A 22238-nucleotide genomic window follows, 5' to 3' on the forward strand; every position below is an offset into this window, starting at 1 on the left:
TCCTGACTGGGGCCGCTCTCGGCCCCGGACGTGTGCGCTAGAGCGCGATGGTGCACGACGCGAGGTCGCGCGGATAGGTCGTGAGCGACTCCGCCCCGGTGGCGGTGATGAGCATGCTGTCGCTGATGCGATAGCCGGCGTGCCCGGGGATGTAGATGCCCGGCTCGTTCGAGAAGATCATCCCCTCCTCGATCACGGTCGCGTCGCCGTCCTCGAGCCAGGGCGGTTCGTGCATGCCCAGGCCGATGCCGTGCCCTTGACGATGTCGCAGGTACCCGCCGATGCCCGCGCGGCGGATGACGTCCAGGCACGCGTCGTTCGCCTGCCGCCCCTCGAGCCCCGGGCGCAGCACCTCGGCGCCCCTCCGCTGGGCCGCCGCCACGGCGTCGTGGTAGCGGCGCTGCTCGTCGCTCGGAGTGCCGATCACGAAGGTCCGCTCCCCCTCCACGAAGCGACCGCCCACCGCGCATCCGAGCGAGAGCATGAAGGTGTCGCCGTCGCGCAGCCGCCTCGCGGAGGGCAGGCCATGCGGATAGGAGGAGTTCTCACCGGCGTAGACGAGCCCTCCCGCGAGCGGCGTGACCACCACGACGTTCCGGTGCTCGGCGTACATGATGCCGGTGCCCGTGGCCACGACATGGGCGGTGAGCTCCGCCTCCGTCGGAAGGGCGCCGCCCGAGGCGAGGGCTTCGCGCACGAGCGCGACACCCGCCGCGAGCATGCGGTCCGTGACCCTGGCGGCCTCGCGATGGAGCGCGATCTCCTCGGCGAACTTGACGAAGCGCGCTCTGGAGACGAGCTCGGTGGGCACGAACGTCCCCCCGAGCTCCGCCTCGGCGGCGGCGCGCCGCTGGTGCGTCATCTGCGTCGTGAAGCCGATGCGACCCCCGGCCCCGCCCACGGCATCCGACAGCGCACGGAAGGGCGGGACCACGCCGGGATACTCCTCGAACGCGACCACCTCGGCACGTGCGCGCTGAGCGGCCGCGTACTCCCGCTCGAGCTGCGGGACGAGCAGCACGCACGTGCCCGTCCGGTCGAGCCACACCGCGACGGGGCGCTCCGAGGGGTGGTGGAAGAAGCCCGTCAGGTAGGCCACGTCCTCCGGGTCGTCGGTCAGGAGCGCGTCGAGGTCCTCGCTCTCGATCATGCCGGCGACGCGTCCCTGCACGCGCTCGTAGAACGAGGGGTCGAGGCGCTGGTCGAACACGTCGGTGCCGGTGCGGTCGTCCATGTCCGTCCTATCGCCCACGGTTGCGGGGGTTGCGAGCGTCGTTGTACGAGATGGAGACGAGGGTGGCCGACAGCACGAGCAGGAGGATGGCGATGGACGGGAACAGCGTGAGCCACCATGCGCTCACCATCGCCCCGGCCTGCTGCGCCTCGTAGAGGATGCGGCCCCACGACCACGTCGTCGGGTCGCCGAGACCGAGGAAGGCGAGCCCCGCCGCCGAGATGACGGCGCGCGAGGCGGTGACGACGACCGAGACGACGATGACCGGGGTGACCGCGGGAAGCAGATGCCGGGTGATGATCCACCACGGCGATGTCGTCATGAGCCGGGCAGCGTCGACGTACGGCAGGTCGACCACGGTGAGCGCCTGGGAGCGCACGAGCCGCGTCACCTCGGGCCATGAGAACGCCGCGACGACGAGGATGATCGTCTGCGTGCTCGGTCCCACGAGCGCCGCGATCAGGATCATGAGCGGCAGGACGGGCAGCGAGAGCGTCAGATCGACGAGCACGCCGATGATCCCGTCGAGCCTGCGGAAGTAGGCCCCCACCACGGCGATGATGGTCCCGAAGAGGATCGCGATCGCCGAAGCCGCCGCGGCGACGAGCAGGCTCTGCTGGGTTCCCCAGACGAGCTCGCCGTACACATCGCGCCCGAGCGCGTCGGTGCCGAGCCAGTGCGCACCCGAGGGGGGCTGCAGAACGTCGGTGCCGTACCCGCCGGGATACGGGGCGAGCAGCGGCGCCGCGACGGCCACTGCGACGAGCAGGAACATGATGGCGAGCGATCCCATCCCGAGCCAGTCGCGGCGGAAGACCCTCCAGGTGTGCGCGCTCGCGCGCTCGTTCTCGGTCGCGACCGGCTCGGCCGCGATGTCCGGCAGGGTGAGGGGTGCGGCGGTCATGACGTCTTCACTCTCGGGTCGAGATAGCCGTAGATGATGTCGGTGATCATGTTCGCGACCACCACCGTGATCGCGAGCATGAGGAAGGCCCCCTGCAGGACGGGGAAGTCGAGCTGCGTGACCGCCTCGTAGATCCCCCGGCCCACGCCGGGGTACGCGAAGACCGACTCTGTGAGCACGGCTCCCCCGACGAGGAACCCGAGCTGCAGCCCGATGAGCGTCGTCGTCGGGAGCAGCGCGTTGCGCAGCGCGTGCTTCCACAGGATGCGCCGGTAGCGCAGCCCGTTGGCCTTCGCCAGCGTGATGTAGTCCTCGCCGAGGGTCTCCAGCAGCGTGGAGCGCATCGTGAGCACATACGACCCGACCTGCACGAGCATGAGGGAGACCGCCGGCAGCACGAGGTGATGCGCCACCGAGCCGTACCACTCCAGTCCGTACACGCCCTGCTCGTACGCGCCGCCGATCGGGAACCAGCCCAGCGTGCGTCCGAAGAACAGCAGCAGCAGGATGCCGACGCTCGGCACGAACAGCGACTGCCCGGTCACCCCCAGCACCTGCACGAACCGATCCGTGACCCCGCCGCGGCGCGACGCGGCCGCCACGCCGAGCGGGATGCCGACGATCACGGTGAGGGCCAGCGCCGTCAGCGCCAGCAGCAGCGTCCAGGGCAGCCGCTGCAGGAGAACGTCGGTGACCGGGATGGACTGGGTGAAGCTCACCCCGAGGTTCCCCTGCAGCAGCTGCCACATGTACAGCCCGTACTGGATGATCAGCGGCTGGTCGAGCCCGTACTGGGTGAGGACGGTCTGACGGATCTCCTCGGTCATGTTCGGGCTCGCGAGAGCGAGCGCGGGATCACCGGGGAGGATGCGCAGCAGCAGGAACGTGACGGTGACGGCGAACCACACCGTGAACACGCCTCTGCCCAGCTGGCGCAGCAGAAACAGCCCTCGAGACACGTCAGACCTTTCTCAGACCGCGGCGCGGGTCAGCCGGCCAGCGTCGCGCTGGCGATGGACACCGGATTGACGATCGACAGCAGCTCGCTCGGCTTGGAGACGAATCCCGTCCACTCGGAGCTGTGCGCGAAGTAGAGGTTCTGCGTGTACATGATGTTGTCGTAGACCTCCTCGTGGACGATCGCCGCCGCCTCGCGCATGATCTCGATCTTGGCGTCCTTGTCCTGCTCGACCGTGCCGGCCGCGATCAGCTCATTGAGCTCGGGATCGTCGACATGCGTGTAGTTGATGGCACCTCCCGGCAGGTAGGACAGGGAGAAGTTCAGGATCGGATCGTCCATGATGGCGAAGTTGCCGGCATAGATGTCGTAATCGCCCTCATTGGTCTGGGCGAGGTACGTGTTCCGCTCGGACCCGACGAGTTCGATGCGGATGCCGGCCTCGGCCGAGCTGTCCTGCACCATCTGCGCCCACTGGGCCGTGACGGGATCCTGCAGCGAGTAGATGAGGTCGAAGCTGACGTCGAACATGCCGTCGGCGTCGGCGGTGTAGCCCGCCTCCTCCATGAGCGATCGCGACAGCTCGACGTCGAACTCGTACTCGGTGAGCGACGGGTCGTGGTAGTCGGCCAGCACCGGCATGAGCGGGCTGGAGCCGGTCGACACCGCCTGCCCCTGCAGCACCACCTGCCGGATCGCCTCGTAGTCCACGGCGTGCGCGAGCGCCTGCCGGACGCGGACATCCTTCAGCGGCTCGCGCTCCATGTTGTAGACCATGTGCGCGTACCCTAGGCCGGCGGCCTCGACGACCTCGACGCCGTCGGTGCCGCGCATCTGCTCCACCTGCGTGGGCGGGAGCGAGTTCGCCACGACGTCGACCTCGCCGCTCTGCAGCGCCAGGAGCTCCGTGTTGACGTCGGGGTAGACGCGGTAGACCACCTTGGCCGGCCCCGGCACCCCGCCCTCCACGAGCGGATACGACTCCACGCGCTCCATCGTGTAGTGCTGCCCGATCTGCATGTCCGTGAGGATGTAGGGACCGAATCCCACCCATCCGCCGTCGCTGCCGTCGTTCGCGAACTCGGCGATGCTGCCGTGCGGCTCGAAGACGTGCTTCGGCACGATCACGCCCCAGAAGCCGATCTCGTCGATCAGCGACGTGTCGGGGTTGACGAGCTCGACCTCCACGCGCGTATCGCTCACGGCGGTCATCGACTCGAAGTTGCCGAGCTGTCCGTAGAACGTTCCCGCCGGCTGATCCCGCTTGACGGTGTTGTACGTCCAGGCCACGTCCTCGGCGGTGAACGGCTCGCCGTCGCTCCACGTGAGGTCGGGGAGGATCTCGTAGTACCCGGTGTCCTCGTCGATGTAGCCCCAGTCGACGGCGATCTCCGCCTCCTTCGAGCCGTCGTCGGCGATCGACAGCAGCTTCGGGTACATCAGACCCGTGACCCACTGATCGCTGCGGCTGTTGCCGAGCACCGGGTTGAAGTTCACCACGTCGGTGGTGGTGGCGATGGTGAGCGTCTCATCGGTCGGCCCGCCGCCCTCACCCGTCGAGCCGCCCGCTTGCGGTGCGCTCGGTGCACACGCGGTCAGGCCGACCGCCAGGGCCGCGACCGCGGTCGTGACGGCGATACGAAGAGTCTTCATCAGACCCACACCTCCTCGAGGACCCGCATCGTGTTGCCGCCGACGACCTTGCGGATCTCGTCGTCGGAGTAGTCGTGCTCCACGAGCCAGCCGATGATGTTGTAGAACGCCTCCGCCGGGTTCTCGATCCCGTCGATGTAGGGCTGCTTCTCGTAGTCGACGTTGGCGTGCGCCTGGCCGAGGGAGAGGTTCGACGAGAACGCGTCGTGCAGCCCGACGTGATCGCCGAAGAGCGTGTCCGGGCCGAAGCTGACGTGATCGATCCCCACGAGATCCACGCAGTACTGGAAGTGATCCATGACGGACAGAAGCGAGTGCTTCGGGTGCTGCGGCGAGATCGTGGTGTGCGGCGCCGCTTCGATGCCGATGACGCCGCCGCGCTTGGCGCACTCGACGATCGTCTCGTCCGTCTTCATGCGGCTGGTCGGCCACACGGAGCGCGCTCCGGCGTGGGTGATGAACACGGGCTTGGCCGACGTCCTGATGACGTCGAGGCAGGTGCGGTCGCCCGAGTGCGAGATGTCGATCGCGATGCCCAGCTTGTTCATCCGCTCGACGGCGCGCTCGCCGAAGTACGTCAGTCCGCCGTCGCCGCGCTCCTTCAGGCCCGATCCGAGTGTGTTCGCCTCGGAGTAGGCGATGCCCATCTGACGAACGCCGAATCCGTAGAGCACGTCGAGCCGGTCGACCTCGTTCTCGATCATCGTCGCCGCCTCGAGAGCGAAGACGTGCGCGATCTTGCCGGTCTCTGCCGCGTGGCGGATGTCCTTCAGGCTCTCGCCCTTGATGACGTAGTCCTGGTGGGCGAGGTCGGCCATGCGCACACCCAGGTCGAAGAGGACGTCCTGGTACTTCCAGCCGGCGTCGCTCGAGATGCAGCAGGTGCCGTCCATGCCGTTGTCGAACACCGCCGTCATGCCGGAGCGCGACAGGCCCTCGTATCCGGTGTGCTCGCGTCCCTGGCGGATGTACTGGCGCAGGTCTCCCATGTCCTCGGGGAACACCTGCACGTGCTCGTGGAGCGAGATGACGATCTCGTTCCGCAGCAGGCGCTCGGTGCGCGCGCGCTGCTCGTCGCTGAGGTTCAGCCCCTGGTACGCCGGCACGCGGCCGACCTGCTTGGCGAGCGGGATGTCGCGGTAGTCCTTGCCCGCTTCGAGGTACTGGTACGCCTTGTACCCCTGGTAGTTCTCGGAGGGTTCGAGCATCTGACGCTCTCCGTTTCTCGTTCGGCGTGGTGCGGAGGAGGCACGCCCGTCTTGAGCGGCTGGATTCAACATGGGAGATTCCGGCAGTGAAGTCAAGCGTAATGCGAGAAACCGGCGCACAGTTTACGTCGGCGAAACAATGCGCTGACACTCGTCTGTCATCATGGCGACATGGAACCGACTGACGAGCCGCGCCAGGGCCTTCTGCTCGAGGTGTCGGGACTGTCCGTGACACTGCGCTCGGGAGGGCGGGACGTCCGCGCCGTGCGGGACGTCGATCTGAGCGTCTCCCGCGGCGAGTTCGTCGCGCTGCTGGGCGAATCGGGATCGGGCAAGTCCGTCACCACCCGCGCCGTGATGGGGCTGCTCGACGAGAATGCGGAGGTGACGGCGGAGCGGCTGTCGTTCCTGGGGACGGACCTGCTCAGGGCCGATCCCGAGCAGCGCAGGCGCCTGCGAGGAGACCGGATGAGCCTGGTGCTGCAGGACGCCCTCTCGGCCCTGAACCCCGTGCTCACGATCGGCGACCAGATCACCGAGCTGATCCGCGCCCACCGCGACGTCAGCCAGCGCCAGGCCAGGGCGCGCGCGGTGGAGCTGCTCGGACTGGTGGGGATCCCCTCACCCGGCTCGCGCGTCGACGCCTACCCACACCAGTTCTCGGGCGGGATGCGCCAGCGCATCCTCATCGCCATGGCGATCGCCCTGGAGCCCGACCTGCTCATCGCGGACGAACCGACCACCGCGCTCGATGTCACCGTCCAGGCGCAGGTGCTCGACCTGCTCGATCGCCTGCGACGGGAGCTCGGCATGGGCGTGCTGCTGATCACGCACGATCTCGGCGTCGTGATGGAGGTCGCCGACCGCCTCGCCGTCATGTACGCCGGGCGCATCGTCGAGACGGGGGACGCGGATCGCATCCTCACCCGTCCCTCCCATCCGTACACCGAGTCGCTGCTGCGCTCGGTTCCCCAGACCGCCGGCGGCCGTGAGCGGCTGTACACGATCCCCGGTTCCCCGCCGAGCCCCGCGCAGCTCCCGAAGGGATGCGCCTTCCATCCGCGGTGCCCGCTGGCCGTCGAGCTCTGCCGCGCACAGGACCCGGCCCTGGAGGACGTGGACGGCGCGCGGGCCTCCGCCTGTCATCGCACTGAGGAGCTTCTCGATGTCGCCTTCGCCTGATCACACCGTCCCCGGCGTTCCCGCGCCGATCCTCGCCGCCCGTGGGCTCGAGCGCACCTTCACGGTGGGCGGCGGACTCCGGCGCACGCGCGTGTCCGCGGTGGCGGGCGTGGATCTCGAGCTGCGTCCGGGCGAGGTGCTCGGGGTCGTGGGCGAGTCCGGGTGCGGCAAGTCGACGCTCGCGCGACTGCTCGTGGGCCTCGACACCCCCGACGGCGGCACGCTCGCCTTCCGAGGCGAGGACGTGACGCGCGGCCGCATGAGCGACCGCAAGCTCCTGCGCCGTGGCGTGCAGATGATCTTCCAGGACCCCTACACCTCGCTGAACCCGCGGATGACGGTCGGCGACATCATCGCGGAGCCGCTCGCCGCGGCCGGCATCGGGACCCGCGGAGAGCGCGAGGCGCGCGTCGCCGAGCTGCTCTCGCTCGTGGGCCTGTCCCCCGACATGTCGGCGCGCTACCCGCACCAGTTCTCGGGCGGTCAGCGCCAGCGGATCGGGATCGCCCGCGCGCTCGCGCTCGATCCTGCCGTCCTGATCTGCGATGAGCCCGTCTCCGCGCTCGACGTGTCGGTCCAGGCGCAGGTGGTCAACCTGCTGAGCGACCTGCGGGAGCGGCTCGACGTCGCGATCGTCTTCATCGCGCACGACCTGTCGGTCGTGCGGCACATCGCGGACCGCATCGCCGTGATGTACCTGGGTCGGATCGTCGAGCAGGGCGGCACCGATGATGTGTACGAGCGGCCATCGCATCCGTACACCAGGGCGCTGCTGTCGGCCGTGCCCGCCGCGAGCCGCTCCGAACGCGGCCGGCTGACGCGCCGCCAGGTGCTGCAGGGCGAGCCGCCCTCCCCCATCGACCCGCCGAGCGGATGCCGCTTCAACCCGCGCTGTCCCCTGGCACGCGACGTGTGCCGGCAGGAGCAGCCGCCGTTGCGCCGACCCGCGGGCGACGCGGGAAGCCGCGTCGCGGCCTGCCACTTCGCCGAGGAGTCGCTCGCCGTGACCGCGGCATAGGGGTGCACCCTATGCACCGCACGCCCGGCGATCACGAGCGCTCCGCAGCCTCGGAATCCGACGACAGGCTGTCTGACCGTCTCACGCGACGCTACGCGGGATTCGCACACGAGGCCGGGGACGCCCTCAACGAGACCATGGACGTCATGCTGCGCCACCGGTCGGTTCGCCGCTACGACACCGCGCGCGCCCTGCCGGAGGGAGCAGTCGAATCGCTCGTGGCGGCCGGGCAGTCGGCCGCCACCTCATCGAACATGCAGCTCGTCTCGGTCGTCGCCGTGCGCGATCCGTCACGCAAGGCGCGGCTGGCCAGGATCGCGACGCAGCCGTTCGTGAAGGAAGCGCCCGTCGTGCTCTGCTTCGTCGTGGACCTGTCCAGGGCGACCCGGGTGGGCGAGCGCACGGGGACCGACCTGTGGGCGATCCCCCGGCTCACGACCTTCGTGACGGCCGCGATCGACTGCGGCATCTTCGCCCAGGGCGTGGTCGTGGCGGCCGAGACGCTCGGGCTCGGCACGTGCTACATCGGGAACCTGCGCAACGACTCCCGCGCGGTGGCGCGGATCCTCGAGCTCCCGCCGCGCGCCTGGGTGGCCTTCGGGCTCTGCCTCGGCTACGAGGCGCCTCCGTACACCGAGGTGCGTCCGCGCCTGCCCCCGTCCGTCGTGCTGCACCACGAGACCTACTCGATCGACGGCGAGGAGGAGAAGATCGCGCGTTACGACCGCTTCTTCTCCGCGCACGAGGACGCACAGGGGCGCCCCGTGGGCACGTGGACGCAACGGCACCGCGCACGGCTGGCGTCGCGGGAGTACCTGGGCGAGGCGGTGCGGCTCGACCGCGTCCTCGCTGATCTCGGCTTCCCGCTGGATTAGCGTCTCAGCGGTCGGCCGCCTTCGGCTCGTCGTCGTCCGTCGAGTCGATGTCGTTCAGCTCCTGGGCGTAGCGGAACTCCACCTCGGTGGGCCCGTCGCCCTCGCCGGTGTTCTCCGCGTCGCCCTCGCGCCGGTAGACGAGCTGACCCTCCGCGTAGGGCATGATCAGCTGGTCCTGGTCGGTGGAATCCAGGGGCAGGACCTGTCCGTCGAGGGGTCCGCCGTTCAGTCGTGCGATGGCCATGGGCCGAGCCTACCCCCGGCCTCCGCGCGGCGCGCGGGGGTTGCGCCCGCGCGCGTCATGCCTCACGCGCCGCGTTCGCCTCGCGCTCCGCGCTCTCCTGTTCCCTGGCCGTGCGCAGCGCCGCCGTGGCGATGCGCACCTCCCGCTCGGCGCTGCGCACCTTGCGCTGCGCGAGCGTCGTGGCGCCGTAGCGCTCCCCCACGCGATCGCGCTCCTCCGCCATGGTCGTGATGACATGCGCGCATGCGATGAGGATCACCTGCGCCGAGAAGTTCAGCCACAGCAGCAGCGCGATGAGCGAGGCGAACGAGGTGAGCAGCGGGTTCGAGTCGGCGCCGCCGACGAAGAGCCCGGAGAGCTGCTGCAGCACGACGAGTCCCGTGGCGCCCACGAGGGCGCCGGCGGCCAGCGCCCGCCGCGAGGGGCGCGTGCCCGACAGGAGCGCGAACAGCAGCGCGATGATCACCGCGTCGAGCGCGAAGGTCACCGCGATCGTGACCAGGCGCGTCACGACGGCCGCGGTGAGATCGGAGCCGAGGCCCACCCAATCGAGCACGGTCGTCACGAACGCCGATCCGAGGAACGTCACGACGACCGAGGCGAGGAGCAGCACGCCCACGGCCAGTGCGAACAGCAGGTCGCGCAGGGCGAGCAGGATCGGCGAGGTCGTCGCGTTCTCCGTGCCCGCCATCACGCGGATCGCGGTGCGCAGCGTCGTGATCGCCCCGATCGCCGCGCCCACGAGGGCGACGACCGCGATCACGCCCGCCACCGTGATGGCGCCCGGCGCCTCCTGCAGCTCGCTCGCGTCGATCACCCCGCCGTCGCCGATGAGGCCGGGGATGACGTTGTCGACGCCGGCCACGAGCGCGCTCCACAGCTCCGGGCGGCCGGAGAGCCAGATCGCCGCGGCGGAGAACCCCAGCAGCACCGCCGCGAACAGTGCGAAGAGCGCCCGGTAGGTCACGCTCGCCGCCAGCACCGGCCCGTTGCTCTCGGAGTAGAGCAGCAGCGATCGGACGAGCCGCCTCTGCAGCGCCCACGCCAGCACGCGATTCCAGATGCCGATCAGCGCCCCCATGGGGCCAGGCTAGCGTCCGCCGCGCGGCGTCGCCCGCCCTTGCGTCAGCCCACGAGGGGCCCTATGCATGCGCCGAGGAGCATGAACGGACCGAACGCGATCCGCGTGCGCGCGTCGGCGCGACCGGCGGCGACGAGCGCGACCGCGACCACGCCGCCCGCGAGGAATCCGGCCGCCGCGCCCAGCGCGAGCGCGGCCCAGCCGTGCCAGCCGAGGAACAGCCCCACCAGCAGCGCGAGCTTGACATCGCCGCCGCCCATCCCGCCGCTGTCGCGGCCGGCGATCCACAGCGCGGCGTAGAAGCCACCCAGCAGCAGCGCGCCCGCCGCGCCGCCCCCGATGGCGGACGTGCGCCCCGCCAGCAGCGCGGCGACGACGAGCAACGCCGCGACGACGCCCGTCGTCGGCAGCATGATGGCGTTCGGCAGCCGGTGCTCGGCCAGGTCGGTGCGGATCAGCGCGAGGCCGCCGGCGCCGAACGCCAGGTACGCCGCGCCCAGCGCGACCGAGGCCGGATCCATCGCCCCTCCCGCGGCTCGCCCATCCGATCGGTGCGATCGTAGGCGCGCGGCGCGGGGTGGCACGGATGCCTGTGGGTCACTCCCCCACGCGGTTGCGCAGGCGCATGGCGCGCTCAGCCTCGCGGCGGTCCTGGCGCTCGCGCAGCGTCTGGCGCTTGTCGTACTGCGTCTTGCCCTTGGCCACCGCGATCTCGACCTTGGCGCGGCCGTCGACGAAGTACAGCTTCATGGGCACGAGCGTGTAGCCGCCCTCGGCCGCCTTGCGCGCGAGCTTGGCGATCTCGTCCTTGTGCAGCAGCAGCTTGCGGATGCGCTTGGCCGAGTGATTCGTCCACGTGCCGTTCGAGTACTGCGGGATGCTCACCTGGTCGAGGAAGGCCTCGCCGCGGTCGATGTACGCGTAGCCGTCGGTGAGGTTGGCGTGGCCCTCGCGCAACGACTTCACCTCGGTGCCCTGCAGCACCAGTCCGGCCTCGTAGGTCTTCTCGATCGTGTACTCGTGGCGGGCACGGCGATTGAGGGCGATGACCTTCTCGCCCTTCTCCTTCGGCATGCGACACCCGCCCTTCCGCGATCCGGCACCTCGAACGCCGCCCGCCGGATGACGGGCAGCGTTCCAGTCTACTGGATCAGGCGCGCAGCCAGCGGCGGATCGCGAAGCCGGCCGAGGCTGCGGCCAGCACGACGCCGAGCGCGATGATGACGGGGACGACGAGCCACGCCTCGCCCATGCCCACCCACGGCACGGTGCCCATGCTGGTGGCGAGATAGCCGTCGACGCCGAAGCGGACCATCAGCAGCACGGCGACGCTCGCGAGCGCGGCGCCCAGGAACGCCGCGACGACGCCCTCGAGCACGAACGGCGTCTGGATGAAGCGGTTCGACGCGCCCACCAGGCGCATGATGCCGACCTCGCGGCGCCGGGCGTAGGCCGACAAGCGGATGGTCGTGCCGATGAGCAGCACGGCGGAGATGAGCATGAGCGCCGCGATGCCCACGGCGATGTACGTCGCGATCGTGAGCGCGGCGAACAGCGGCTCGAGATGCTCGATCTGGTTCGTCACCCCCTCGACGCCCGCGATGCCGGAGAACGCCTCCACGAGCACGTCCGCGTTGCGGGGGTCCTCCGGGTTCACCAGCGTGATGCGGAACGACGCGTTCGTCTGCTCGGGGGTGAGCAGATTCGCCTGATCGGGGAAGTTCTCGGTGAACGACGCGTGCGCCTCCTCAGCGGAGATGTAGGTGAAGCGCTGGATCACCGACGACAGCGTGTCGGAGCGCAGCTCCGCCTCGACGGCCGCGGTCTGCTCCTCCGTCGCGGCGCCCTCCAGGCAGGTCTCCTGCGTGGACAGGGTCGAGCACAGGTAGATCTCGATCTGCGCGCGGTCCTGGAAGTACTCGCGCATCGTGCCGATCTGCGCCTGCATCAGGATCGCGGCGCCCACGAAGGTCAGCGAGACGAACGTGACGAGCACGACCGAGACGACCATCGACGCGTTGCGGCGGAGCCCCGTGAGGACCTCGCCGAGGATCAGTCCGAGTCTCATGCCGTCGGCCCCACTTCGTCCTCGTCGTCACGCCCGAGCCCCAGCCGCTCGGCGAAGCCGAGCTCGGCGACCCGCTCGGCCTGCTCGGCGACGGGGCGCTGCCGCGCCTTCGTGACGTCGGGCGGCAGCGGATCGTCCTCGCCTCCCGCATCGGACCCGGCGGGGCGCGCGGGCGGGATCGGCGCGACACGGGGCGGCTCCGCGGGGCGCGCCGGGCCGGCGGCGGGCGCGGCGGCGTGGGGGCCGGCGGCGCCGCGGGCTGCGTGGGCCGCGGCACGTGCGTACCCGGCACGTGGGTACGCGGCGCCTCCGCCCGGGGGGCGGGGGCGGGCGCCGGGGTTTGAGGGGCGGGCGCCTGGGCCTGCGTCTGCGCCGGCGCCTGGGGAGCCTGCTCGCGGGGCGCCTGCTCGCGGGGCGCGGGGGCGCGACGGATCGGCGGGGTCGCGGCCTGCGCGGCCGGCGCCGGCGAGGCCGGGCGCCCCTGCGCGTCGAGCCGATCCGAGACCTCGCGCTGCACCTCGAGCACCGCCGTGAGGGCGGCGACGGCGGCGGCGCCCTTCTCGATCTGCGGCTCGAGGCGCTGGATCGCAGACGTGTCGCCGTATCCGCCGTGGCGCTCGTCGCGCACGAGGCGCCCGTTCGACAGCTCGATGACGCGTCGCTGCATGCGGTCGACGAAGCCGGCCTCGTGCGTGGCCATCACGATCGTCGTGCCCGACGCGTTGATCTGCGCGAGCAGCTCCATGATGTCGGTCGACGTGGCGGGGTCGAGGTTTCCCGTCGGCTCATCGGCCAGCAGCAGCTGCGGCCGGTTCACGAGCGCGCGCGCGATCGCCACACGCTGCTGCTCGCCGCCCGAGAGCTCGTGCGGCATGCGCTTGGCCATGCCCTGCAGGCCGACGCGCTCGAGCGCCTCGGGCACGGCCTGCTTCACCATGGCGCGCGAGGCGCCGATCACCTGCAGCGTGAACGCCACGTTCTGGAACACGCTCTTGGACGGCAGCAGGCGGAAGTCCTGGAAGACCGACCCGATGTGCCGGCGGAAGTAGGGCGTGCGCCGGTTGGAGAGCGACTTCGTGTCGCGCCCCAGCACGACGATGCTGCCCGAGGACGGCACCCCCTCCCGCAGGATGAGGCGCAGGCACGAGGACTTCCCCGATCCCGACTGGCCGACGAGGAACACGAACTCACCGCGCTGGACCTCGAACGAGACATCGTCGAGGGCGGGTGAGGCGGTCCCCTTGTAGCGCTTGGTGACGTGCTCGAACCGGATCATGGCCTACCCAGGCTAAGCGCGGCCCCGCGCCTGGCCCCGAGCGACACCCCCGGCGCGCCGCACGGATGCGCGCGCCGGGTGGCGCTCAGGCCTTCATCTCCTCGAGCTCCATGCCCTTCGTCTCGCGCACCCGGAACCACACGAACACGAACGACAGGGCGGCGAAGCCCGCGTAGAGGCCGTAGGCGAGGGTCAGCGAGATGCTGCTGAGCCACGGGAAGGTCGTGGAGATCGCGAAGTTCGCCACCCACTGCGCGGCGGCGGCCACGGCGAGCGCGCTCGCGCGGATCCGGTTCGGGAAGATCTCGCCCAGGAGCACCCAGACGACCGGGCCCCACGTGGCGCCGAATCCGACGACGAAGAGGTTGGCCGCCACGAGCGCGACGATCGACCACGGCGCCCCGAGGCTGACGGATCCGTCGGCGGCGGTCGTCGCGAACGAGAAGGCGACGGCCATGACGCCGAGGGAGACCGTCATGAGGAGCGATCCGGAGATCAGCAGCGCCTTGCGCCCCACCTTGTCGACGAGGAGGATCGCCACGATCGTGACGACGATGTTCGTCACCGACGTGATCACGCTCGTGGTGAGCGCGCTGCTCTCGTCGAAGCCGACCGAGCGCCAGAGCGTGGTCGAGTAGTAGAAGATCACGTTGATGCCGACGAACTGCTGGAAGACGCTCAGCAGGATGCCGACCCACACGATCGGCTTCAGCCCGAGCGCCGGGCCCACGAGATCGCGCAGCGACTCGCGCTTCTCGCTCTGCAGCGAGTCCTTGATCTCCTGGATCTTCCTGTTCACGTCGGGCTCGCCGCTGAAGTCCAGCAGCACCTGCGACGCCTTGTCGTAGTCGCCCTTGCGCACGAGGTAGCGCGGCGACTCGGGCAGGCGCAGCGACATCACGCCGTACACGACGGCGGGCACGGCCTCGACGATGAACATCCAGCGCCACGTCTCGATCCCGAACCACAGAGTCTCGGCGGCGCCGCCGGAGGTCGCGGCGAGCACGGCGTTCGTGAGCAGCGCGGCGAAGATGCCGAGCACGATCGCCAGCTGCTGCAGCGAGCCGAGGCGGCCGCGGATGCGGGCGGGAGAGACCTCGGCGATGTACGCCGGCGCGATGACCGACGCGGCGCCGACGCCGAGCCCGCCGACCGCGCGCCAGAGCATCAGATCCCACACGCCGAAGGCCAGGCCCGAGGCGATGGCCGAGACGAAGAACAGCGCGGCCGCCACGAGCATGACCGGCACGCGGCCCCACATGTTCGCGATGCTGCCGGCGAACCACGCGCCGAGCGCGGCGCCGAGCAGGGCGATCGACACCGAGAAGCCCTGCAGGCCCGGGTCCAGCGCGAAGTCGGCCGAGAGCGCGTCGACGGCTCCGTTGATCACCGAGGTGTCGTAGCCGAAGAGGAAGCCTCCGAGAGCGGCGGCGATCGCGATCCCGATCACCCGCCCGTTGATCCGACTCAGTCCCGCATCCGTCATGTCGCCCCCTTCGTCACGTGCCCTGGCGACAGGCACACCACGCGAGCCTACCCGCGTGGCACGGCCCTCGGGCAGGCGCGCGCGCACGCCGCGGGCGATCCTGCCAGGATGGGCGCGATGAGGCGCACGCGGGGCAGGGTCGTCACGGTCGAATCGCTCACCGAGCTGGAGGAGCGGCTGTCGGCCGGCGTCCGCAGGCTGCGCGGGTGGCGGATCGTCGGCCTCGATCTGCGTGCGCTGTCGGACGCGCTGGCCGCGTGCGACACGTCGCGCACGACGTTCGCCGGGTGCCGCTTCGCCCCGGGCGACGCCGAGCGGCACGAGCGGCGAGGCGCCCTCGTGCTGCCGGGTGTCGACGCCGCGCCGATCGACCCGCACCGCGACGCGCTGTACACGGCCGACGAGCTGTACGACGCCGAGCCGTACGCGCGCTCCCTCGACGCCCGCGCGTTCGCGTGGCAGCACGAGCGCACCGCGCCCGACGCGGCGCTGGCGCGGGCGCTGCACGACGAGGGCGTCGACGGCGCGCTCGGGCGGTGGGTGCGGGGCCGCCGGCTGATCGGGGTGATGGGCGGCCACTCCCTGACGCGCGGCGAGCCCGGCTACGCCGACGCCGCCCGGCTCGGGCGGCTCCTCGGCGCACGGCTGACCGTCGCGACGGGCGGCGGGCCGGGCGCGATGGAGGCCGCCAATCTCGGCGCACGGCTGTCGGCCCATCCGGAGAGCGCGCTGGAGGAGGCGCTCGAGCTGCTCTCGGCCGTGCCGTCGTACCACCCCTCGGCCGACGCGTGGGTGGCCGCCGCGCGGCGCGTGATCGCGCGGTTCCCCGATCCCGCCGACTCGCTCGGCGTGCCCACGTGGCACTACGGCCACGAGCCGCCGAACCTGTTCGCCACGGCGATCGCGAAGTACTTCCGCAACGCGCTGCGCGAGGCGATCCTGCTGGAGCTGTGCGATGCCGGCATCGTGTTCCTGCCGGGCGCGGGCGGCACGGTGCAGGAGATCTTCCAGGACGCGTGCGAGAACTACTACGCCACCGAGGACCGCATCGCGCCGATGGTGCTCGTCGGGCGCTCGCACTGGACCGAGACGCTGCCGGCGTGGCCGCTGCTGCGGGCGCTGGCGAAGGGGCGGCCCATGGAGGAGCACGTCCATCTCGTCGACACGGTCAACGAGGCCGCGGCGCTGCTCGCGCCCTCCTGACGCGCCGCCACTCCCCCTTCGGGCACGCTCGGGCGCCAGCGGCATACCCGGATATCCCCGGTGAGCCGACGCGCCGAAACGCGTTCCTGTGCAACACCTGTGAGCTAGATTCGGCGCCACTGCGCGAGCGGACGGCCCGCGCGACACCCATCCCGCACAGGAGGCATTGGATGATCCGACCTCTCCCGCGCGCGGCGGCGGCGCTCACGCTCGCCCTCGCGCTCACGGCGACCGCGGCCACGGCCGCACACGCGTCACCCGCGGAGGAGGTGAATCCCCTGGTCCCCGTCGATGCCGAGGACGGCCGCTACGTCGTGCTCCTCAAGGAGGACGCGCTCGCGACGTACGACGGCGGCGTGCCCGGCATCGAGGCGACCAAGCCCGACAAGGGCAATCGCCTCGACGCCCATGCGAAGAACGCCCAGAAGTACATCGAGCACCTCGAGAAGAAGCAGCAGCGGCTGGCCGACGAGATCGGCGCGCTGCCCGACACGACGTACCAGGTCACGGCCAACGGCTTCGCCGCCGAGCTCAGCTCGGAGCAGGTCGCGCACCTGCGCACCGACAAGGACGTGCTCGGGGTGTTCCCCGACGAGCTGCGCAAGGTCACCGCGCAGACGTCGACCGACTTCCTCGGCCTCGGCTCTGACGCCGACGGCCGCGGCGGCGTGTGGGAGGCCACGGGCGGCGTGGAGCACGCGGGCGAGGGCATCGTGGTCGGCGTCGTCGACACGGGCATCGCGCCGGAGAACCCGTCGTTCGCGGGCGACAAGCTCAAGAACCAGGCGGCGACCAAGAAGCCCGGCGTGCCGTACACGAGCGGCGGTCAGATCGTCTTCGACAAGGCCGACGGCACGCAGTTCCGCAGCACGATGGTCACGGGCGAGGAGTGGAGCAAGCACGACTACTCCACGAAGATCATCGGCGCGCACTGGTTCGGCGAGGGCTTCGGCGCCGTGACCGACGACGACTACCTCTCGCCGCGCGACGGCGACGGCCACGGCTCGCACACGGCGAGCACCGCGGCGGGCAACTTCGGCGTCGAGGCCTCGGTCTCGGGCGTCGACTTCGGCACCGTCTCCGGCGTGGCGCCCGCGGCGAAGATCGCCTCGTACAAGGCGTGCTGGAACGGACCGGATCCGGCGAGCACCGACGACGACGGCTGCGCGATCAGCGACCTCGTCGCCGCGATCGACCAGGCCGTCGCCGACGGCGTCGACGTGATCAACTACTCGATCGGCGGCGGCTCGGCCACGAGCGTGCTGCAGCCCGAGGACATCTCGTTCTTCAACGCCGCCGCGGCGGGCGTGTTCGTGGCCGCCAGCGCCGGCAACTCCGGCCCTGGCGCCTCGACCGCCGACCACGCCTCGCCCTGGTACACGACCGTCGCCGCCTCGACGATCCCCACGTGGGAGGGCGCCGTGGAGCTCGGCGACGGGTTCACGGCCCCCGGTGTGACCGTCTCCGTCCCCGACGGGCAGACCGTCACGGGCGAGCTCGTGTACGCCGGCGACATCCCCGCCGCCGGTGTCGCGCCCGCCGACGCGGCGCTGTGCCTGCTCGGCAGCGTCGACGACGCCGCCGCGGCCGGCCGGATCGTCGTGTGCGACCGCGGCTCGAACGCGCGCGTCGAGAAGTCGCAGGAGATCGCCGAGTCCGGCGGCGCGGGCGTGATCCTCACGAACGTCGCGGCCGGGGAGTCGCTCGACAACGACTTCCACTCCGTGCCCACCGTGCACGTCGCCGCCGAGCACCGCGCCGCGATCCTCGACCACGCCCGCACCGCCGAGGCACCCACCGCCACGCTGCACAGCGACAACATCACCGGCGTCATCACGCCGGTGCCGCAGGTGGCCGGGTTCTCGAGCCGCGGGCCGATGAACGCCGAGACGAACGACATCATCAAGCCGGACGTGTCGGCTCCCGGCGTCGCGATCCTCGCGGCGACGACGAGCGGCGAGAAGGAGGAGCCGACCTTCGGCATCCTGTCGGGCACCTCCATGGCGTCGCCGCACGTGGCGGGCCTGGCCGCGCTGTTCCTCGGCGAGCACCCCGACTGGGCGCCCGCCGACGTGAAGTCGGCGCTCATGACGACCGCCTACGACACGGTGAACGCCGACGGATCGGCGAACACCGACCCGTTCGCGCAGGGCGCCGGCCACGTCGACCCGACGAAGATGCTGCAGCCGTCGCTGCTGTACAGCAGCGGCCCGACCGACTGGGCCGGGTACCTGCAGGGCCTCGACCTGATCGCGTTCGGGCTGCCGGAGGAGGCCGAGGTGGCGCCCAGCGACCTCAACCTCGCGTCGATCGGCATCGGATCGCTGTCGGCGCCCGAGACGGTGACGCGCACGATCACGGCGACCGAGGCAGGTACGTACACCGCCACGGCGGAGGTGCCCGGCGTCGAGGTGACCGTCGAGCCGTCGACCGTGACGCTGGCGGCGGGCGAGAGCGCGACCGTCGCGATCACGTTCACGAAGGGATCCGCGCCCGCCGAGCAGTGGACGACGGGCTTCCTCACGTGGACGGGCGGCACGAACGACGTCCGCTCCCCCATCGCGGTCTTCCCCGTCACGGCGAGCGCCCCGACGGAGGTCACCGGCACGGGCACGGACGGATCCCTGGAGGTCGGCATCACGTCGGGCGTCACCGGCGAGCTCGCGCTGAACACGGCGGGCCTCGCGGCCGCCGAGCGGCTCGTGGACGGCGACGAGACCACGGGCGCCGCGGACGACGGGTTCACGCACTCGATCGTCGAGGTGCCCGAGGGCGCCGACCTGGCGCGCTTCGTGCTGGACTCGGCCGCCGACACCGGATCGGACCTCGACCTCGTGGTGTACCGCGTGGTGAGCGAGGACGACTGGCGCTACTACGAGATGTGGCAGTCGGCCACCGGCTCGGCCGACGAGGAGGTCGTGATCACGGCCCCCGCCGCCGGCACCTACGTGGTGGAGTCGCACGTGTACTCGTACGACGCGCCGTTCACGTGGACGCTGGACGCGGCCGTGGCCTCGCCCGGCCAGGGCCTCGAGGCCACGCCGAACCCGCTGCCCGTCGAGGACGGCGCCGAGGTGGCGTACGAGCTGTCGTGGAACGGACTCGTGCCCGGCACGACGTACTACGGCGTCGTCCGCTACGGCGACTCGGCCGTGCGCACGCTCGTCACGGTCGACACCGCGCCGTGACCTGAGCCGTGACCTGACGCGCACCGAGAGGGCCGCCCGGGATGCCCGGGCGGCCCTCTTCGCGTGTGCGGGACGCCCCGCGCCGGTCAGGCCTCGTTCGCGGCGCGCACGCGCAGGTCGCGCGCGAGATGGTCGCGCTGCTCGAGCACGATGCGACGCAGGGATCCGGGCGCGTCGGCGTGCGCGGCGAGCCACGCGTCGACGGCGCCGAGGTCCTCGCTCGCCGGGAAGAGCCCGGCGACGAGGCGCCGCGCGATCTCGATGCTGCGATCGGCCCAGGCACCGCGGATGCGGGCGAAGTAGTCGGCGTCGAAGCGGGCGACGAGGTCGCGGCGCCCGCCGGCGCGGATGCCCGCGATCGTGGCGCCGAGGTGCTCGTTGCCGAGCCCGCGGTCCTCCCACGCCGCCCGCCAGGCGGCCTCGCGCACGTCGGGGTCGGGGCGCGAGGCGCGGGCCTGGACGGCGGCGGTGCGGCCCGAGAGCGTGTCGTCGCGCGCGAGCTCCGCGGCGATGCCGGCCTCGTCGATCGCTCCGATCGCCGCGAGCCCCTGCACCCAGGCCCAGCGCAGGTCGGGGTCGAGCCGCAGCCCCTCGGGTGCCGGGGCATCCCCGTTGAGGATGGCGCTCAGCTCCGCGGCGTGGGCGTCGTCGTACGCCGTGGCCGCGCCGACTGCGCGCGCCCACGCCAGCTGGGCGTCGCTGCCGGGCGCCGCCGCGGCGAGCGCCTGCCACGCCGTCTCGGCCCACAGGGCGCGGGCGTCGCCGCGCGAGCTCTGCGGCACGTAGTGGTTCACGGCGAAGGCCGCGTTGGCGATCGTGCCGGCCAGCAGGCCCACGTTCGGCTCGAGCGGCGCGTGCCGGGCGACGACCCCGAGATAGCGGTGCACGGGCAGCTCGCCGTCGCGCGTGGCGTTCCACAGCGACGACCACACGAGGCCGCGCGCGAGCGTGTCGTCGAGCCCGCTCAGGCCCGCCTCCACCGCCGCGAGCGACTCCTCATCCAGGCGCGCCTTCGCGTACGTGAGGTCGCCGTCGTTCAGCAGCACGAGACCCGCCGGCGGCACCTCGACCGACGTGCGCTCCTCCGCGATGTCCGCGTCGACCGATCCGCGCCGCTCGAGGCGCCCGTCCGCCAGCTCGAACGTCCCGATGCGCAGGCGGTGCGGCCGCGCATCCGTCTGCACGAGCGCCACCGCGCCCTCGCCCTCGCGCTCCAGCGCGAGCGTCGAGACGCCCGTCGTCTGCAGCCACGCCCTGCTCCACGCCCGCACGTCGCGGCCGGACGCCTCCTCGAGCGCGGCGAGCAGGTCGTCCAGCGTCGTGTTGCCGAAGGCGTGGCGCCGGAAGTACGCGCGCGCCCCGGCGAAGAAGGCCTCCTCCCCCACGAACGCGACGAGCTGCTTGAGCACCGAGGCGCCCTTGGCGTACGTGATGCCGTCGAAGTTCAGCTTGGCGGCCTCGAGATCGGGGATGTCGGCGACGATCGGATGCGTCGTGGGCAGCTGATCCTGCTCGTACGCCCACGCCTTGCGGCGGTTCGCGAACGACGTCCACGCGTCGGCGAAGCGCGTGGCCGCCACGGAGGCGTGCGCCCCCATGTAGTCGGCGAACGATTCCTTCAGCCACAGGTCGTCCCACCAGCGCATCGTCACGAGGTCGCCGAACCACATGTGCGCCATCTCGTGCAGGATCGTGTTGGCGCGGCCCTCGCGCTGCGCGTCGGTGGCGGCGCCGCGGAACACGTACGACTCGGTGAAGGTGACCAGCCCCGGATTCTCCATGGCGCCGAGGTTGTACTCGGGCACGAAGACCTGGTCGTACTTGCCCCAAGGGTAGTCGTACCCGAACGCGACGGTGAAGAAGTCGAGGCCCTGCCGCGTGATCTCGAGGATCTCGTCGGCGTCGAGGTGCGGGGCCAGCGAGGCGCGGCACAGCACGCCCAGCGGGATCCGCTGCGCGCCGCGGCTCCATTCGCCGTCCACGCGGTGGTAAGAGCCGGCGGCGATCGCCGTGATGTACGACGAGAGGGGCAGGGTGGGCTCGAAGACGACGCGGTCCTGGTCCCCGAAGTTCAGCCTCTTGCTCGGCACCTGGTTCGACAGCACCGTCCAGCCTGCGGGCACCGAGACGTCGAACGTCCACCGCGCCTTCATGTCGGGCTGCTCGAAGCAGGGCATGAGGCGGCGCGCATCGGCGGGCTCGAACTGCGTGTAGAGATAGGTCTCGCCGTCGACGGGATCGACGAAGCGGTGCAGGCCCTCGCCGGAGCGGCTGTAGGCGCCGACCGCGCGGACGACGACCTCGTTCGGACCGTGCGCGAGGCCGCGCACGCGGATGCGCGCGCCGTCCCATTCGACGGGGGTCTCCGTGCCGTTGACGGTGACCGCGCTCACCGCCTCACCGAGGAAGTCGATCCACGTCTCATCCGCGCGGGCGTCGAACGCCAGCGTGCTCGCGACGGGAAAGCCCCCGCGCGCGGCGTCGGGTGCGCCCGTCAGGTCGAGCTCGACCCGCACCTCGTGCAGGTCGATGGCGGCGGCGCGGGCGGCGGTCTCCTCGCGCGTGAGGTTGGCGGAGGCGTTGGGGGAGCTCATCCGTCCATCGTCGCAGAGCGGCCGACCCGAAACGCGGAGCGCGGTGGTCCGGACCCTCTGACCCGG

At 71.4% G+C, this 22238-nt stretch carries 17 protein-coding genes and 1 pseudogene; 5 read left to right on the forward strand and 13 right to left on the reverse strand.

Translation table 11 applies throughout. The annotated features are described in order from the left end of the window. Nucleotides 1-37: 37 nt before the first annotated feature. The 5 genes from ACYVJ0_RS06000 to ACYVJ0_RS06020 are packed head-to-tail and all read right to left on the reverse strand — an operon-like array spanning nucleotide 38 to nucleotide 5957. Entirely contained in the window at nucleotides 38-1234 is a 1197-nt protein-coding gene (locus tag ACYVJ0_RS06000; RefSeq protein WP_460816638.1) for a M24 family metallopeptidase, read from the reverse strand. Between the two features lie 7 nt (nucleotides 1235-1241). Continuing rightward, nucleotides 1242-2138, reverse strand: coding sequence for an ABC transporter permease (locus ACYVJ0_RS06005; protein WP_460816640.1), 897 nt, complete (start codon nucleotides 2136-2138; stop codon nucleotides 1242-1244). Then, complete coding sequence (locus ACYVJ0_RS06010) at nucleotides 2135-3097, reverse strand: ABC transporter permease (RefSeq protein ID WP_460816641.1); 963 nt, start codon at nucleotides 3095-3097, stop codon at nucleotides 2135-2137. Before ACYVJ0_RS06010 ends, ACYVJ0_RS06005 begins: the two co-directional genes overlap by 4 nt. A 29-nt stretch (nucleotides 3098-3126) precedes the next feature. Beyond that, on the reverse strand, nucleotides 3127-4749 hold the full coding sequence (locus ACYVJ0_RS06015) for an ABC transporter substrate-binding protein (RefSeq protein WP_460816643.1): 1623 nt from the start codon (nucleotides 4747-4749) through the stop codon (nucleotides 3127-3129). Further along, the gene (locus tag ACYVJ0_RS06020) at nucleotides 4749-5957 is read right to left on the reverse strand and encodes a dipeptidase (RefSeq protein ID WP_460816644.1); all 1209 of its coding nucleotides are present in this window, start codon (nucleotides 5955-5957) and stop codon (nucleotides 4749-4751) included. Before ACYVJ0_RS06020 ends, ACYVJ0_RS06015 begins: the two co-directional genes overlap by 1 nt. A gap of 171 nt (nucleotides 5958-6128) precedes the next feature. On the opposite strand from ACYVJ0_RS06020, the gene ACYVJ0_RS06025 reads away from it, so the two are divergent. Genes ACYVJ0_RS06025 through ACYVJ0_RS06035 form a run of 3 tightly spaced genes read left to right on the forward strand, consistent with a single transcriptional unit; the run spans nucleotide 6129 to nucleotide 9032 of the window. Further along, nucleotides 6129-7139, forward strand: coding sequence for an ABC transporter ATP-binding protein (locus tag ACYVJ0_RS06025; protein WP_460816646.1), 1011 nt, complete (start codon nucleotides 6129-6131; stop codon nucleotides 7137-7139). Beyond that, entirely contained in the window at nucleotides 7123-8157 is a 1035-nt protein-coding gene (locus tag ACYVJ0_RS06030) for an ABC transporter ATP-binding protein (protein WP_460816647.1), read from the forward strand. Before ACYVJ0_RS06025 ends, ACYVJ0_RS06030 begins: the two co-directional genes overlap by 17 nt. A gap of 11 nt (nucleotides 8158-8168) precedes the next feature. Then, the gene (locus ACYVJ0_RS06035; RefSeq protein ID WP_460816649.1) at nucleotides 8169-9032 is read left to right on the forward strand and encodes a nitroreductase family protein; all 864 of its coding nucleotides are present in this window, start codon (nucleotides 8169-8171) and stop codon (nucleotides 9030-9032) included. A 4-nt stretch (nucleotides 9033-9036) separates the two neighbouring features. On the opposite strand, the gene ACYVJ0_RS06040 is transcribed toward ACYVJ0_RS06035, so the two are convergent. The 7 genes and pseudogenes from ACYVJ0_RS06040 to ACYVJ0_RS06070 all read right to left on the reverse strand — a co-directional run bounded on the left by ACYVJ0_RS06040 (nucleotide 9037) and on the right by ACYVJ0_RS06070 (nucleotide 15187). Continuing rightward, nucleotides 9037-9276, reverse strand: coding sequence for a response regulator (locus ACYVJ0_RS06040; protein ID WP_449853920.1), 240 nt, complete (start codon nucleotides 9274-9276; stop codon nucleotides 9037-9039). Nucleotides 9277-9331: 55 nt separating this feature from the next. Further along, nucleotides 9332-10357, reverse strand: coding sequence for a YihY/virulence factor BrkB family protein (locus tag ACYVJ0_RS06045; protein ID WP_460816651.1), 1026 nt, complete (start codon nucleotides 10355-10357; stop codon nucleotides 9332-9334). A gap of 44 nt (nucleotides 10358-10401) precedes the next feature. Next, a complete protein-coding gene (locus ACYVJ0_RS06050; RefSeq protein WP_460816652.1) occupies nucleotides 10402-10878 on the reverse strand; it encodes a prepilin peptidase in 477 nt (158 codons plus the stop codon). A 76-nt stretch (nucleotides 10879-10954) separates the two neighbouring features. Continuing rightward, nucleotides 10955-11431: an SsrA-binding protein SmpB gene (gene smpB / locus ACYVJ0_RS06055; RefSeq protein WP_449853923.1), complete on the reverse strand. Its 477-nt coding sequence runs from the start codon at nucleotides 11429-11431 to the stop codon at nucleotides 10955-10957. Nucleotides 11432-11507: 76 nt separating this feature from the next. Next, nucleotides 11508-12425, reverse strand: coding sequence for a permease-like cell division protein FtsX (gene ftsX, locus ACYVJ0_RS06060; protein ID WP_449853924.1), 918 nt, complete (start codon nucleotides 12423-12425; stop codon nucleotides 11508-11510). 510 nt (nucleotides 12426-12935) lie between these two features. Beyond that, nucleotides 12936-13701 (reverse strand): annotated as a pseudogene (gene ftsE / locus ACYVJ0_RS06065) (cell division ATP-binding protein FtsE); the annotation flags it as partial. A gap of 85 nt (nucleotides 13702-13786) precedes the next feature. Further along, nucleotides 13787-15187 (reverse strand): sugar porter family MFS transporter, encoded by a 1401-nt coding sequence (locus ACYVJ0_RS06070; protein ID WP_460816654.1) that lies wholly within the window; start codon nucleotides 15185-15187, stop codon nucleotides 13787-13789. A 117-nt stretch (nucleotides 15188-15304) separates the two neighbouring features. Between ACYVJ0_RS06070 and ACYVJ0_RS06075 the strand changes: the two genes are divergently transcribed. After that, nucleotides 15305-16390, forward strand: a complete 1086-nt coding sequence (locus tag ACYVJ0_RS06075; protein WP_460816656.1) for an LOG family protein — start codon at nucleotides 15305-15307, stop codon at nucleotides 16388-16390. A 170-nt stretch (nucleotides 16391-16560) separates the two neighbouring features. Further along, the gene (locus ACYVJ0_RS06080; RefSeq protein WP_460816657.1) at nucleotides 16561-19578 is read left to right on the forward strand and encodes a S8 family serine peptidase; all 3018 of its coding nucleotides are present in this window, start codon (nucleotides 16561-16563) and stop codon (nucleotides 19576-19578) included. An 86-nt stretch (nucleotides 19579-19664) separates the two neighbouring features. Here ACYVJ0_RS06080 and pepN read toward each other — a convergent pair whose 3' ends face one another. After that, nucleotides 19665-22172 (reverse strand): aminopeptidase N, encoded by a 2508-nt coding sequence (gene pepN, locus ACYVJ0_RS06085; protein ID WP_460816659.1) that lies wholly within the window; start codon nucleotides 22170-22172, stop codon nucleotides 19665-19667. Nucleotides 22173-22238: the final 66 nt, after the last annotated feature.

This window comes from Microbacterium petrolearium (assembly GCF_054782875.1).

Coding starts and splice junctions, on each gene's coding strand:
- ACYVJ0_RS06050 (WP_460816652.1), bottom strand. CDS start 10,878: ATGGATCCGGCCTCGGTCGCGCTGGGCGCGGCGTACCTGGCGTTCGGC.
- ftsX (WP_449853924.1), bottom strand. CDS start 12,425: ATGAGACTCGGACTGATCCTCGGCGAGGTCCTCACGGGGCTCCGCCGC.
- ACYVJ0_RS06080 (WP_460816657.1), top strand. CDS start 16,561: ATGATCCGACCTCTCCCGCGCGCGGCGGCGGCGCTCACGCTCGCCCTC.
- ACYVJ0_RS06015 (WP_460816643.1), bottom strand. CDS start 4,749: ATGAAGACTCTTCGTATCGCCGTCACGACCGCGGTCGCGGCCCTGGCG.
- ACYVJ0_RS06070 (WP_460816654.1), bottom strand. CDS start 15,187: ATGACGGATGCGGGACTGAGTCGGATCAACGGGCGGGTGATCGGGATC.
- smpB (WP_449853923.1), bottom strand. CDS start 11,431: ATGCCGAAGGAGAAGGGCGAGAAGGTCATCGCCCTCAATCGCCGTGCC.
- ACYVJ0_RS06025 (WP_460816646.1), top strand. CDS start 6,129: ATGGAACCGACTGACGAGCCGCGCCAGGGCCTTCTGCTCGAGGTGTCG.
- ACYVJ0_RS06045 (WP_460816651.1), bottom strand. CDS start 10,357: ATGGGGGCGCTGATCGGCATCTGGAATCGCGTGCTGGCGTGGGCGCTG.
- ACYVJ0_RS06040 (WP_449853920.1), bottom strand. CDS start 9,276: ATGGCCATCGCACGACTGAACGGCGGACCCCTCGACGGACAGGTCCTG.
- ACYVJ0_RS06075 (WP_460816656.1), top strand. CDS start 15,305: ATGAGGCGCACGCGGGGCAGGGTCGTCACGGTCGAATCGCTCACCGAG.
- pepN (WP_460816659.1), bottom strand. CDS start 22,172: ATGAGCTCCCCCAACGCCTCCGCCAACCTCACGCGCGAGGAGACCGCC.
- ACYVJ0_RS06020 (WP_460816644.1), bottom strand. CDS start 5,957: ATGCTCGAACCCTCCGAGAACTACCAGGGGTACAAGGCGTACCAGTAC.
- ACYVJ0_RS06030 (WP_460816647.1), top strand. CDS start 7,123: ATGTCGCCTTCGCCTGATCACACCGTCCCCGGCGTTCCCGCGCCGATC.
- ACYVJ0_RS06000 (WP_460816638.1), bottom strand. CDS start 1,234: ATGGACGACCGCACCGGCACCGACGTGTTCGACCAGCGCCTCGACCCC.
- ACYVJ0_RS06035 (WP_460816649.1), top strand. CDS start 8,169: ATGCACCGCACGCCCGGCGATCACGAGCGCTCCGCAGCCTCGGAATCC.
- ACYVJ0_RS06005 (WP_460816640.1), bottom strand. CDS start 2,138: ATGACCGCCGCACCCCTCACCCTGCCGGACATCGCGGCCGAGCCGGTC.